This window comes from Jiella flava, from assembly GCF_017349315.1.
Lineage (GTDB): Bacteria > Pseudomonadota > Alphaproteobacteria > Rhizobiales > Rhizobiaceae > Jiella > Jiella flava.
The window spans coordinates 14,095-27,518 of record NZ_JAFMPP010000006.1; the positions used below are offsets into that span (position 1 = coordinate 14,095).

Below are 13,424 nucleotides of genomic sequence, written 5' to 3' on the forward strand. Positions count from 1 at the left end.
CCAGCAAGGGCGGTCGAAGCGGGGTCGCGCAAAACGACCCCGACGGCCATGATCGAGAGCGAGCGCCGTTGAACCGAAACCGGTCGAAGGGCGCTCGCACCATTCCCAAGGCATCGCGGCCGATCAAGGAGCCTCGGGCCTGACCTGACGAAACGATCCCGACATGCTGACCTTCGTTCTGAAGCGGCTGGCCTCGACGATCCCGGTCATTTTGATCGCGATCACGGTCTGCTTCTTCATCCTGCGCCTGGCGCCGGGCGGCCCGTTCGACCAAGAGCGCGCGCTGCCCCCCGATGTTCTCGCCAATCTGCGGGCCTATTATCACCTGAATGACCCGCTGATCGTCCAGTATCTTCGCTATCTCCTGCGGCTTGCTCAGCTCGATCTCGGGCCGTCCTTCGTCACCAAGGACTTCACCGTCGCCCAGCAGATCGCCATCGGCCTGCCTTATACGCTGATCGTCGGCGGCTCGGCTTTCTTCCTGGCGATCGTCGGCGGCATCACCGCGGGGATCTACGGCGCGCTCTACCAAAACCGTTCGGCCGACTGGCTCATCGCCATCGTCGCGATGGCCGGACTGGTGGTGCCGAACTTTCTCGTCGCGCCGATCCTGCAACTCGTCTTCGGCGTCCATCTCGCCTGGCTGCCGGTCGGCGGCTGGGGCGACGGCTCGATCCGCTTCCTGGCGATGCCGGTGGTGGTGCTTGCCCTGCCCCATATCGCCCGCATCTCCCGGCTGATGCGCGGCTCGTTGATCGAGACGCTGAACTCGAACTTCATCAAGACCGCGACGGCCAAGGGCATCGGCCGCCGGCGCGTCGTTCTCAAACACGCCCTGCGCCCGGCGCTCACGCCCGTCGTTTCCTATCTTGGTCCGGCCGCCAGCTATCTCCTCACCGGCTCCATCGTGGTCGAGCAGATTTTCGGCATCCCCGGCATCGGCCGCTATTTCGTCCAGGCCGCGCTCAATCGCGACTACGGCATGGTTCTCGGGACGGTGGTCTTCTACATGGCGCTGATCGTGGTTTTGAACCTGCTTGTCGATCTCGCCTATGCCTGGCTCGATCCGAAGGTGCGGCAGCGATGAGCCTTTACGCCGGCAAGCGCCAAGCCCTCGAAGAGGCGTTCATCGAGCGCGATGACGCCATTCCCCGGGGCAAGCCCCGCTCGGTCAGCCGCGACGCGCTTCGGCGCCTGCGCGCCAACAAGGCGGCGATGACGGCGATCGTCATCTTCGCTTTGATCGTGATCGCCGCGATCGTCGGGCCGCATCTCGTCCCCTACGACTTTGAAACGCCTGACTGGAGCGCGTTCACCGCGCCGCCGTCGATCGAAAGCGGCCACTATTTCGGCACCGACCAGAACGGCCGCGATCTCCTCGCGCGCACCCTCTACGGCACCCGCGTTTCGCTGCTCGTCGCGCTGATCGCGACCACCGTCTCGGTAGTGGTCGGCGTGCTCTACGGAGCGATCGCAGGCTTTGCCGGCGGCCGCGTCGACAGCGCGATGATGCGCTTCGTCGATGTCATGTATGCGCTTCCCTACATCCTCTTCGTCATCCTGTTGATGGTGATGTTCGGGCGCAACGTCTTCCTGCTCTTTGCCGCCATCGGCCTGCTCGAATGGCTGACCATGGCCCGGATCGTCCGCGGCCAGACGCTGTCCCTGAAGGAAAAGGAGTTCGTCGAAGCGGCGCGGGCCGGCGGCGTCTCCAACTTCGCCATCATCTTAAGGCACATCGTGCCGAACCTCGTCGGCCCGGTGGTGATCTATGCGACGCTGACGATCCCAGAGATCGTCGTCACCGAAAGCTTCCTGTCCTATCTCGGCTTCGGTGTGCAGGAGCCGCTGACGTCGCTCGGTACGCTGATTTCGGAAGGCGCCGCCGCCCTCGGCGCCGCCGACTGGCTGCTGCTCTTTCCCGGCGGCGTGCTCATCGTGATGCTGCTGGCCCTCGCCTTCATCGGTGACGGCCTGCGCGACGCCTTCGACCCGAAGGATCGGTGATGAGAACCAGGCGTTTTGCCACCATGCCAAACCGCCGCGCGTTGTGGTTGACGAAAAGGAATGACAGGTCTGATCGAAAGCACGAATCCGCAATGGAACGACATGGATCACGGCATCCGGTGATGAGCGATCTCAGGATAAACTGGAAAAAGGGACACGGCCTTTGAATGCGACCATAGAGCCCCTTCTGACCCTGTCCGACTACACCGTCCGCTTCACGACGCTGGACGGCACGGTCAATGCCGTCAATGGTCTCGACCTTGCCGTTGCACGCGGTGAGACGGTGGCCGTCGTTGGCGAATCCGGCTCCGGCAAGAGCCAGACATTCAACGGCGTCTTTGGCCTTCTTGCCCGCAACGCCGAGACCCGTGGCGCGGTCAATTTCGAGGGCCGCGATCTTTTGGCGATGAGTTCCAAGGAACTCGACACGGTGCGCGGCGCCGACATGGCGATGGTCTTTCAGGATCCGATGACCGCGCTCAACCCGGCGATGAAGATCAAGCATCAGCTGATCGAGACGCTGGTCATCCACAAGGGCCTGAAAGGCAAGGCGGCCGAGGCGGAAGCGCTGGCGATCATGAAGAAAGTCGGCATTCCGGAGGCCGAGCGGCGGATCAACCAGTATCCGCATGAGCTGTCGGGCGGCATGCGTCAACGCGTGGTCATCGCCATGGCGCTCTTGTGCCGCCCCAAGCTGATCGTCGCCGACGAACCGACCACGGCGCTCGACGTCACCATTCAGGCGCAAATCCTCGATCTCTTCCGTGATCTTACCGCCGATGCCGGAACGGCACTGATCCTCATCACCCACGATCTCGGCGTCGTCGCCGGCATCGCCGACCGGGTGGTGGTGATGTATGCTGGCCGGATCGTCGAAGAGGGGCCGGTCGACGAGCTCTTCGCCCGGCCAGCCGCGCCCTATACCGCCGCGCTGCTGCGCTCGATCCCCCGCGTCGATCGCGACGCGGACGCCGTCCAGCCGATCGGCGGCCGCCCGCCGGATCTCATCAATCTCCCGAGGGGCTGTCCATTCAACCCGCGCTGCGGGTTCACGAAGGACAAATGCCGCAGCGAGCGTCCGCCGCTCGCCGACGTGGCGCCTGGCCGGCGCGCCGCCTGCTGGTCCCCTTTCATCGATGCGGCCGCCGGAACTGCGGAGGGTCAGCATGCCTGAGACACTGCTTTCGGTCGAAAATCTCTCCACCGTCTTCACTCTGCCCGGCCGCGCTCTGCTGGCGAAGTCGGCGAGACTGACGGCGGTCAGCGACGTTTCGTTCTGCCTCGAGGAGGGTGAAACACTGGGTATCGTCGGCGAATCGGGATGCGGCAAGTCGACGCTCGGCCGCTCGATCCTGCGCCTGATCGAGCCGACGGAAGGCCGCGTCGTCTGGCAGGGGCGGTCGCTGACCGCGTTGTCGAAGACCGAGATGCGCAAGGCCCGCCGCGATCTTTCGATCATTTTTCAGGATCCCGTCGCCTCCCTCGATCCGCGCATGAATGTCGGCCAGATCATCGAGGAGCCGCTCAAAATCGCCGAGCCGAAGTTGCTGCGCGGCGAGCGGCGCAAGCGGGTTGAGCGGGTGATGGACGAGGTCGGCCTCGCGCCGGAGATGATCAATCGCTATCCGCACGAGTTTTCCGGCGGTCAGGCCCAGCGCATCGGCATCGCCCGGGCGATCGTGACCGAGCCGAAGCTGATCGTCTGCGACGAGCCGGTCTCAGCCCTCGACGTCTCGATCCAGGCGCAAATCGTCAATCTCCTGAAAGCGCTGAAAGAGCGCATGGGACTGACGCTGATCTTCATCAGCCACGATCTGTCGGTCGTGCGGCTCGTTTCCGACCGCATCCTGGTTCTTTATCTCGGACGCATCGTCGAGATCGGTCCGCGCCAACAGGTGTTTCAAAACCCGGCGCATCCTTATACGCAGGCGTTGCTTTCCGCCGCGCCGATCCCCGATCCCGTGGTCGCTCGCAGCCGCGAGCGCACCGCGCTGCAGGGCGATCCGCCCTCGCCGATCAACCCGCCGTCCGGCTGCGGCTTTCGCACCCGCTGCCCGATCGCGCGCGAGGACTGCGCCAAGGATCTGCCGCCGCTTGCCAAGGTCGATGCCGACCATCAGGTGGCCTGTCTGTTCTGGACCGAGGTGCGCGCCGATCCGGCGCTGGCCGCGGGCTGAAAGAGCAACAGCCCCAACCGCATTCAACAGCATCGGCCCGAAAATCCCAGTCGATTTTCGGCAAAGCACGATGCGTCGATGCAAAGAGTTCGAGCGTCCTTCCTGCGTCCGATCAAACGCGGGGCGCTCCAGCGACAAACGCAGACGGCCGCGCCCTGAATCAAGGCGCGGCCGTCTGCCGTTCGATCGAAAGGGCGGGTCAGGCCGCGTCGCGCAGGCCCGAAGCCTCGGCCGCAAGAGCCGAGATCGCATCCCAGTCGCCGGCCGCGACCTTGTCCTTCGGCGCGAGCCAGGAGCCGCCGACGCACAAAACATTCGGCAGTTTCAGATAGTCGCCGACATTCTTCATCGAGATGCCGCCGGTCGGGCAGAACTTGATCTGCGGGATCACCGGCGCAATCGATTTCAACAGCGCCGCGCCGCCGACCTGCTCGGCGGGAAAGAATTTGAGAACCTCATAGCCCTCCTGCAGCATCGCCATCATTTCGCTCGGCGTTGCCGATCCGGGCAGCAGCGGCACGTCGCTGTTGCGCGCCGCATCGAGGATCTCGACCGTTGCGCCCGGCGAGACGATGAACTCGGCGCCGGCCTTTTCGGCCTGCTCGAACTGCTTCGGCGTCAGGATCGTGCCCGCGCCGCAGACCATTTCCGGAACCTCGGCGGCGATCGCCGCGATCGCCTCGAGCCCCGCCGGCGTGCGCAAGGTGACCTCGATCGAACCGATCCCGCCGGCGATCAGCGCCCGCGCCAGGAGAACGCCCTGCGCCGCGCTGTCGACGGCGACCACGGGAACCACCGGCTGGGCCGTCAAAATCGCGAGAAGACGTTTGGTATCCTGGCTCATTGCCGCTGCTCTTTCGAAAAAGAATGAATCCGAGCGCAGGCTTAGACCATCGGGCGTGATCGAGGGAAGCCGCCGGCTTCAAAAAACATCGGGCGCTCAAACGGCCCCTGCAGCAAGCGGACGACCAGCAATCGTTCAGCGGCCGCCATCGAAGGTGCGGTAGAAAATATGACGGCCGATCTTGTCGACCTCTTCCATCGCCCGGGCCCAGCGCGGCCGCACATAGGTGGCGTGGTAATGGGTCGCCGAGCCGACCTCGGCGATCCAGATCTTGCCTTCGGTGACCTCCTCGGCGATGTCCTTGGCCTTGTCATAGGCTTCGGCATCGCGGACCCGGTCCTTGTGGCCGTCGCAGGCGAAGGAGAACTGGCAGCGATTGCGCCAATTCTTGTTCTGATAGACGACGCCGCAGATCGAGTTCGGATAGGCGGGATTGCGAACGCGGTTGAGGATCACCTGCGCGACCGCCGCCTGACCTTGCGACGATTCGCCCCGCGCCTCGAAATAGATGCCGTTGGCGAGGCAGGTCTGTTCGGCCTTGCTATAGGCCTTTTGCGGCAGCGCCGTCGCGGCCCAGGCGTGATCGCCGTCGTCGATCGGCGGAATGAAGGCTTCCGGCTGATCCTTCAGCACCCGCTCGAACATCGAGGAGGCGCGGCCGGCATTGCCGCCGTCGGCCGGCGCATAGCCGAGCGCTCCGGCATCGTCGGAGGGTTTCAGCGAGGCGAGCAGCACATTGGCGTTGGCCGGCTCGCCGCCATCCCGGCCGGTGGCACCGAAGTTCGGCTGGCCCATCAGCTGGAACCGTGTGGCGAGCGCGATCTGATCGCGGGTCTCCGGCGTCACCTGGGCGAAGGCGGTGCGGAGGCGCTCCTGCGAGCCGACGACCCGAGCGCCCAGCAGCGTCTTGCCGCCAAACACCGAGCCGGCGCGCACGCCGTAGGGCGAAAAGGCATTGTCGGCGGTCTGGGTGTAAACCCGGCCACCTTTTCCGTGGCGGGTGATGCGCGGACCATCGCCCTCGGCGATCTGTGCGAGGATACGCGCACGTTTGGTAGCCGCCTCACGCTCGGCGACGAGACCGGCGCCTTCCTTTTCGGAATAGGCAAGATCGACCGTGGACGGCGTCTCATCCGCGTTCGGCACCAGAAACGCATGGACACGCTTGGCGATGTCGGCGCCGCCCACCATGCTGGTCACGTCCTGATGGGCAACTGAACCGCCGCTGGTCCCCACCAGCAGCCCGCCGGCCACCAAAACGAACGCAGATTTCCCCGCTGTGCGATAGCCACGACGTCGCTTGCAGCCCGACGCCGCTCGCCCCTCTTGCCTCATCACGCCCCCGATTGCGTGTTACAAACTTTCCACAGATGCCGCTAAAACATCCCCCATTAACCTTGTTCTTTGGTTAACAAATTGCGACGGTTTCAAGACGATCGCTTCTTTTTGCCCGCAAAGGGGTTCTGAGGCTTGCGTAAAGCTATCCGGAGGGGCACCCCGAAGAAGCCGAAGGTCTCGCGCAACCCATTGACGAGATAGCGGGTGTAGGCCGCGCCAAGGGCATCCGGCCGGGCCGTCGAGACGATAAAAGTCGGCGGCCGCGACTTTATTTGCGTCATATACTTGACGTTAACACGTCTTCCGGCGACCGCCGGCGGCGGATGCTTGGCCAGCATGCGCTCAAGCCATTGATTCAATTTCGCCGTACTGATTCGCCGGTTCCAGACCTCATGGGTCTCGGCGACGGAGCGCATCAGCCGGTCGATCCCCTCGCCGGTCTCGCCGGAAACCGTCACCGCCTTGACGCCGCGGATCTGCGGCAGGAGGCGATCGGTCTTTTCGCGCAGATCCGCCAGAAGCGCCTGCCGATCCTCGACCAGATCCCACTTGTTGAAGGCGATGACCGGCGCCCGCCCCTCGCGCACGATCAGATCGACGATGGAGAGATCCTGGCGCTCGAAGGGAACGGTGACGTCGAAGACGATCACCACCACCTCGGCGAAGCGGATCGCGCGCAGGCCATCAGCGACGGAAAGTTTTTCGAGCTTTTCCTGCACCCGCGCCTTGCGGCGCATGCCGGCGGTGTCGAACACCTTGATCTGACGGCCGCGCCACTCCCATTCGACCGAGATCGAGTCGCGGGTGATGCCGGCTTCCGGTCCGGTCAGCAGCCGGTCTTCGCCAAGAAAGCGGTTGATCAGCGTCGACTTGCCGGCATTCGGACGGCCGACGATCGCCATGCGCAGCGGCTTGGTCGCGTCATAGGCCTCGATTGGCTCCTCGCCCTCGTCGCCGTCCGCTGCGTCACCTGATGAAGCTGCGTCGTCTTCGTCCGACCTGCGCTGCGAGGGCGCGCGGGTGGGCCGGAACGCTTCACGCCCCAGCGCCTCGACCATCGCGTCGCGCAGCTCGCCCATGCCCTCGCCATGTTCGGCGGAAATGCCGACCGGCTCGCCGAGCCCGACCGCATAAGCGTCGATCAGCCCGGCCTCCGAACTCCGCGCCTCGGCCTTGTTGGCCACGAGCACAAGCTTTTGCGCAGATTTGCGCAGAAGGTCGGCGAAATCCTGGTCCTGCGGCGTCAGGCCGGCCTTCACGTCGATCATGAACAGGCAGAGATCGGCAGCGCGGATTGCCGCTTCGGTTTGGGCACGCATGCGCCCTTCCAGCGTGTCGGCTCCGGCGATTTCGAGACCGGCCGTATCGACGATCTCGAAGGTCAGATCCATCAGCCGGGCCTCGCCGGTCCGCCGGTCGCGGGTGACGCCCGGCCGATCGTCGACGAGCGCCAGACGGCGCCCGACAAGGCGGTTGAACAAGGTCGATTTTCCGACATTCGGTCGACCGATGATGGCGATGGTGACCATGTCGGTATGCTCCTATGAGGGCTTCGCGGGCGCTCCGCCTCAGTTGCCGGCGCCGGTGGTCGCCGCCGGCGGCGGGACTTGGCCGTCTGCCGCCGGCTTGTCGGTCGGCGGCGTTGCGGTTGCGGGCGAGGCGGTGCCTGACGATGCGGCCGCCCCGCTTTGATTATCGCTTGAGGACGACGAGCTTGTGCTGTCGGTCCCGCGTGTCAAAGCCGGCGCATTGCCGCTCTTCGGCGCGGCGGCTGGCGCGGAGGGCTCTGACGTCGTCGGTGCGGGCGCGGTTGTGGAGGGTGCGATCGGGGCCGGGCTTGCCGGTGCCGGCGTTCCGGCGGATGCAGCGGGCGCCGCGCCTGGCGCTCCGCCCGTCGTCTCCATGCCGATATTCGAGGTCGGCATCTGCGGTGTCCCGATCGGCAGGGCCGCACCGCCGCCTTTAGCCGCGCCGGGCTTGGTGTCGAGCAGCCCCGGCAGATCGATGACGCCAAGGCCGTTGTCGGCGCTTGCGGGCGGCGTCGCGCCGGCCGGCTCGGGCTTGGCCGGCGGAATGGCGTTGGGTCCGGTCGCACCGGAATTGATCAAGGCGAGGAGGATGCGCGCGCGCCCGGCCATGTCCGAGGGCGTTTCGCCGTCGGTCACGAGCTTTTCAAGCAGCGGCTTGGCAGTCTTGCCGTCACCGGCCTTCCAGGCGGCGAGCGCAATCGCTTCGCGGGCGGCAAAGCGCAACGGCTGGCTATCGCCGGTCAGTCGGTCGACCCGGTCGTGAACCTCGTCGAGCGTGCCATGATCGACCAACACATAACCGGCGCGCAGCGCCGCCATGTCCCGCAGATCCTGAGGGGCCTCGGCATTGTTGGCGACCGCATCGAAGGCTGCGACGGCCCGCTTGGGGTCGCCGGCCTTTGCCTCGAGCCCCCCGATCGTCAGTTGCGCGAGAGCGGGATAGGCGCCAATGCCGTTATCGGCGATCGTCTTCAGCGCCTTGATGGCATCTTCGCGCTTGCCCTCTTCGGCAAGCTTCATGGCCTGAGCATAGCGATCGCCGGCGGCATTGGCCTGGCTGGTCTGGTAACGCTCGTAGGCGACATAGCCGGCCGTTCCGGCGACGACGACAACCGCAGCGCCCACCAACCAACTGCCGAACCGCGTCCAGACCGCTTTGACCTTATCCTGGCGAAGCTCTTCGTCGACTTCCCTGAAAAAACTCTCGTCGCTCATCCGCTCGCTTTCCTTCTTTTCCGACGGATCGGCGAAAGGCGGCCAAACCAACGGAAATCAAAGCGTCTTCTAACGATTTTTTGCGGCAGCGAAAGAGTGGAAGGGTCAGAGGCGCTCCGAGGCGTCACGCTAGCGGCGAAACGCCGATCAACCAGCGGTGAAGCCCGAGAAGAAAAATTCCGCTGGCAATCAGTCCGCCGGCAATGGCGACGATGTCGCCCTTGGCCTGTGGCAGGCCGAACGCCGGCTGCGGCCGGCTGAACGCATTCAGATAATCGACCACCGCCCAGACGAAGAAGGCGCCAAACATCACGACTTCGGCAGTCCCGCCATTCGCCAGGAGATGGCCGAGCGACCACAGCGCGACGCCGAGCACCATCGGATGGCGCACCGTCCGTTTGATATGACCCGTCGGCGTGTAGGTGGCGACAACGAGAATAAACGCGCTCGGCACGAGGACAAGCGCGAGATGGGACAACACCGGCGCCGGCTGATAGAGGCTGCCCTCGCTCGCGCGCGCCAGGCCGTAGCCATAGACCACCAGCACCAGGCCGATCAGCGCGAGCACCGAATAGCTGCCTTTGAAGCGCATCTCGCCAAGCCTGCGCAGCACCGCCGCCCGGCCCGGTTCAGAGACAATCCGAAAGGAGTGAACCCCCAAAAACACAAACAGTCCAATCACCAGAATAAACATTGTCCCTCCATCGCACGACCGGCGGTGCGCGGCCGGCGACATCGGCCCGCCGCCCTCGTGATGGCCTCAGTGCCAGTCCGTCACCTCGGCCCGTCTTCGCCGGACGCTTTCACTTTGCTACTACGTTGCGATCTTATGAATTGATGCGTCGCTCTTAAAAACGGGAAAAATTCTAATGAATACGACCGGTCTTGCCGCTGTGGCAATTTACGCAGCGCTTAACGGCGGCGTCTTGGTCTGGCTGACCGTTCAGACGGGCCGCGTGCGGGCGCGCGACAAGGTGATGATGGGCGACGGTGGTAATCCTCGCCTGATCCGGGCAATGCGCGGTCACGCCAATGCCGTCGAGTTCATCCCGATCACACTGATCACCATGACGCTCGCCGCCCTGCTCGGCGCTCCGGCCCTGGTGCTGCACGTCCTCGGCATCATGCTGACCGTCGGCCGGGTGCTGCATGCGCTGCATTTCACCGCGGACGACGCGCCACGCTGGCAGCGCTTCTCCGGCACCGGCCTGTCGCTTCTGGCCATGGCCGGTGCGGCCTTGGCGGCGCTGATCCAGGGACTGATGGCGATCTGATCGAGGACGATCGGCGAGCCAAGACCTGCCGCGCGGGGTTCACCGTTTCGCGCGTTCGGCCCGCCACCGATCGAGCATCGCCAAACGCTCGCCGATCCGCTTCTCGATGCCCCGGTCGGTCGGCTCGTAAAAGCGCTGCCGGCCCATTGCGTCCGGAAAATAGTCCTGGCCGGAAAATCCATCCGGCTGGTCATGATCATAGAGATAGCCGTCGCCGTAGCCCACATCCTTCATCAGATTGGTCGGCGCATTGAGGATATGTTTCGGTGGCAGCAGCGAACCATGCTGTTTGGCTGCGCGCATCGCAGCCTTGTAGGCCACATAGACCGCATTCGACTTCGGTGCGGCGGCGAGATAGGCGGTCGCCTGGGCGAGCGCCAATTCGCCTTCGGGCGAACCCAGATAATCGTAGGCGTCCTTGGCGGCGAGTGCGATCGTGAGCGCGTTCGGATCGGCGAGCCCGATATCTTCCGAGGCCATGCGCACCAGCCGACGGCCGAGATAAAGCGGGTTTTCGCCGGCGTCGAGCATGCGGGCGAGCCAGTAGAGTGCGGCGTCGACATCGGAGCCACGCACCGATTTGTGCAGGGCCGAGATCAAGTTGTAGTGGCCGTCCTGGCCCTTGTCATAGATCGGCGCCCGCCGCTGGACGACGCTGAGCAGCGTCTCGGCGTCGAGGATCTCACCCGGCCCCGATGAGCGCCAGACCTCCTCGGCAAGCGTCAGGATCGCCCGCCCGTCGCCATCGGCAAGGCCGAGCAGGACATCACGCGCCTCAGCGTCGAGCGGGAGTGCGCGGCCCATTTCCGCCTCGGCCCGATCGAGGAGCTTGGCAAGACTGTCCGACGGCAGCGATTCGAAGGTCAGCACCCGGGCGCGGGATAACAGCGCAGCGTTCAGCTCGAAGGACGGATTTTCCGTCGTCGCGCCGACGAGCACCACCGTGCCGTCTTCCATCACCGGCAGGAAGGAATCCTGCTGGGTGCGGTTGAAACGATGGATCTCGTCGACGAAGAGCAGCGTCACCCGGCCGTTCTGCCGTCTGAAGCGCGCCGCCTCGAAAACCTTCTTCAGGTCCGCCACACCGGAAAAGATCGCCGAAATCTGCTCGAAGGCATAATCGACCTCATTCGCCAGGAGCCGTGCCACCGTCGTCTTGCCGGTGCCGGGCGGCCCCCAGAAGATCAACGAGCCGAGGCTCTTATTGGCGAGCATGCGGGTCAGCGCCCCGCCCTCCCCGGTCAGGTGCTCCTGACCGACCACCGCCGAAAGCTGCTTGGGCCGGAGGCGATCGGCCAGCGGGCGCGGTGCTTCGGCGATCCGTCGTTCCTTGTCCTCGATCTCACCCGCGCCCGCGCCGCGCGGCCCGGCGTTTGGACGCTTGGCCGAAGGCGATGGCGGATCTGGTGGCTCGCCGAAGAGATCCGCCATGGTCAGCGCACGACCTGGGTCAGGCGGCGCCCGCCCCGTTCGATGTCGAACTGCCAGCCGCGATCGCCACGATCGGCGATCTCGGCGAGCTTGCGCGTGGTGTCGACTCGCTCGCCATTGATGTCGAGGATGATATCGCCCGGCTGCAGGCCAAACCGCGCAGCGAGCGAGCCGTTGCCGACCTCGGCGACAACGACGCCGGTCTTCGTGCGCGGCAGCCGCAGCTCATCAGCGACCCGTGGCGAGAGGTTGTCGACGGTCGCGCCCGCAAAGGGATTGCGCCCTTTGATCGTCCGCTGATCGCGCCGCGGCACTTCGGGCGCCTTGGCAAGGGGCAAGGTAACGATCTTCCGCACGTCCGACGACAGAACGTCGAGGGTCACGGACTTGCCGATGCCGAGCGTGGCAAAGCGGAAGTTCAGCGCGTCGGGAGTCAGCACCTCCTTGCCGTCGACCGTCATCACCACGTCGCCGACCTTCAGGCCGGCCTTCGCCGCCGGCCCGCCCGGATAGATCGAACGCACCAGCGCCCCGGTCGGTCGGCGGAGACCGAGCGCGTCGGCGATATCGGCGGTCACTGGTGCGAAGTCCGCGCCGACGAAGGGCCGCTCGTAGTGCCCACCGTTCTTGGCCGCTCGCAGAAAGGTCGCGACCATGTTGGAGGGAATGGCGAAGCCGATGCCGTTGGAGCCGCCCGAACGCGAGAAGATGGCGGTGTTCACGCCGATCAGCTGGCCCTTCATATTGATCAGCGCGCCGCCGGAATTGCCCGGATTGATCGCCGCGTCAGTCTGGATAAAGAACCCAAAATTGTCGACGCCGATATTGTTGCGGGCCAGCGCCGAAACGATGCCGTTGGTCACCGTCTGGCCGATCCCGAAGGGATTACCGATCGCCAGTACCAGGTCGCCGATCGCCAGATCGTCGGAATTGGCGATCGAAATGGTCGGAAACGGTCCCTTGCCCTCAATCTTCAGGACGGCGAGATCCACCGTTTTGTCCTTCGACAAGATCTTGGCGCTGAATTCCCGCCCGTCGGCAAAGGCGACCTTCACCTCGTCGGCACCATCGATCACGTGATTGTTGGTGACGACCAGGCCGGAGGGGTCGAGAATCACGCCAGACCCCAGCGACTGCTCCATGCGCGGCGGGCTCTGGAACGGGCCGCCGAAGAACTGGCCAAAAAATGGATCGTCGGCAAAAGGCGAGCGGCGGGCGGGAATCTTGCGCGCCGCATAGACGTTGACGACGGCCGGCGCGGTCTCCTTGACCAGCGGAGCAAAGCTGAGATCGACTTCGGCGCGGCTCTTTGGGATTCGATCCTGGGCCTGGGTGTCCTGCGCCGCCTCCGCCACATCGACCACCGACGTCGGCTTGACCGTTCGGCGGGCGTCGCCCAGATGCCGCCAGGCGGCCTTCTTGTCGAGGCCAAGGCCCTTGCGCAGGCGCTCGTCACCCTGCTCGAGCCGCACCGGCTGCTCATTCACCAGCGGCCGGATAAAGTCGTGCACCACCGAGTTTTTCGTGAAGACCGCAGGCACTGCCGCGACCGTTCCCAGCAGGAGGAGCACTCCGAGGAAAAGCATTTTCAGTTTCATATCGGTTCCGA

At 65.0% G+C, this 13,424-nt stretch carries 12 protein-coding genes; 5 read left to right on the forward strand and 7 right to left on the reverse strand.

Going from position 1 to position 13,424, the window contains the following annotated elements; genetic code table 11:
* The first annotated feature begins 163 nt into the window (after positions 1 to 163).
* The 4 genes from J1C48_RS08450 to J1C48_RS08465 all read left to right on the forward strand — a co-directional run bounded on the left by J1C48_RS08450 (position 164) and on the right by J1C48_RS08465 (position 4,184).
* A complete protein-coding gene (locus J1C48_RS08450; RefSeq protein WP_207257401.1) occupies positions 164 to 1,087 on the forward strand; it encodes an ABC transporter permease subunit in 924 nt (307 codons plus the stop codon).
* Positions 1,084 to 2,007 carry an ABC transporter permease gene (locus tag J1C48_RS08455; RefSeq protein WP_207257402.1) on the forward strand — a complete coding sequence of 308 codons (924 nt, stop codon included), beginning with the start codon at positions 1,084 to 1,086 and terminating at the stop codon, positions 2,005 to 2,007. The genes J1C48_RS08450 and J1C48_RS08455 overlap by 4 nt, the downstream gene beginning before the upstream one ends.
* 163 nt (positions 2,008 to 2,170) lie before the next feature.
* On the forward strand, positions 2,171 to 3,181 hold the full coding sequence (locus J1C48_RS08460) for an ABC transporter ATP-binding protein (protein WP_231081655.1): 1,011 nt from the start codon (positions 2,171 to 2,173) through the stop codon (positions 3,179 to 3,181).
* The gene (locus tag J1C48_RS08465; RefSeq protein WP_207257403.1) at positions 3,174 to 4,184 is read left to right on the forward strand and encodes an ABC transporter ATP-binding protein; all 1,011 of its coding nucleotides are present in this window, start codon (positions 3,174 to 3,176) and stop codon (positions 4,182 to 4,184) included. The genes J1C48_RS08460 and J1C48_RS08465 overlap by 8 nt, the downstream gene beginning before the upstream one ends.
* A 199-nt stretch (positions 4,185 to 4,383) precedes the next feature.
* On the opposite strand, the gene eda is transcribed toward J1C48_RS08465, so the two are convergent.
* The 5 genes from eda to J1C48_RS08490 all read right to left on the reverse strand — a co-directional run bounded on the left by eda (position 4,384) and on the right by J1C48_RS08490 (position 9,792).
* The gene (gene eda / locus J1C48_RS08470; RefSeq protein WP_207257404.1) at positions 4,384 to 5,028 is read right to left on the reverse strand and encodes a bifunctional 4-hydroxy-2-oxoglutarate aldolase/2-dehydro-3-deoxy-phosphogluconate aldolase; all 645 of its coding nucleotides are present in this window, start codon (positions 5,026 to 5,028) and stop codon (positions 4,384 to 4,386) included.
* Between the two features lie 135 nt (positions 5,029 to 5,163).
* Positions 5,164 to 6,264: a cell wall hydrolase gene (locus J1C48_RS19155; protein ID WP_207257405.1), complete on the reverse strand. Its 1,101-nt coding sequence runs from the start codon at positions 6,262 to 6,264 to the stop codon at positions 5,164 to 5,166.
* A gap of 191 nt (positions 6,265 to 6,455) precedes the next feature.
* On the reverse strand, positions 6,456 to 7,895 hold the full coding sequence (der, locus tag J1C48_RS08480; RefSeq protein ID WP_207257406.1) for a ribosome biogenesis GTPase Der: 1,440 nt from the start codon (positions 7,893 to 7,895) through the stop codon (positions 6,456 to 6,458).
* 39 nt (positions 7,896 to 7,934) lie between these two features.
* Positions 7,935 to 9,110 carry a tetratricopeptide repeat protein gene (locus J1C48_RS08485; RefSeq protein ID WP_207257407.1) on the reverse strand — a complete coding sequence of 392 codons (1,176 nt, stop codon included), beginning with the start codon at positions 9,108 to 9,110 and terminating at the stop codon, positions 7,935 to 7,937.
* A 124-nt stretch (positions 9,111 to 9,234) separates the two neighbouring features.
* On the reverse strand, positions 9,235 to 9,792 hold the full coding sequence (locus tag J1C48_RS08490) for an NnrU family protein (protein WP_231081656.1): 558 nt from the start codon (positions 9,790 to 9,792) through the stop codon (positions 9,235 to 9,237).
* A 187-nt stretch (positions 9,793 to 9,979) separates the two neighbouring features.
* On the opposite strand from J1C48_RS08490, the gene J1C48_RS08495 reads away from it, so the two are divergent.
* Positions 9,980 to 10,384 carry an MAPEG family protein gene (locus J1C48_RS08495; protein WP_207257409.1) on the forward strand — a complete coding sequence of 135 codons (405 nt, stop codon included), beginning with the start codon at positions 9,980 to 9,982 and terminating at the stop codon, positions 10,382 to 10,384.
* Between the two features lie 39 nt (positions 10,385 to 10,423).
* Here J1C48_RS08495 and J1C48_RS08500 read toward each other — a convergent pair whose 3' ends face one another.
* Together J1C48_RS08500 and J1C48_RS08505 are read right to left on the reverse strand one after the other, a co-directional pair.
* A complete protein-coding gene (locus tag J1C48_RS08500; RefSeq protein ID WP_207257410.1) occupies positions 10,424 to 11,815 on the reverse strand; it encodes a replication-associated recombination protein A in 1,392 nt (463 codons plus the stop codon).
* 2 nt (positions 11,816 to 11,817) lie between these two features.
* Entirely contained in the window at positions 11,818 to 13,413 is a 1,596-nt protein-coding gene (locus J1C48_RS08505; RefSeq protein ID WP_231081657.1) for a DegQ family serine endoprotease, read from the reverse strand.
* Between the last annotated feature and the right edge of the window lie 11 nt (positions 13,414 to 13,424).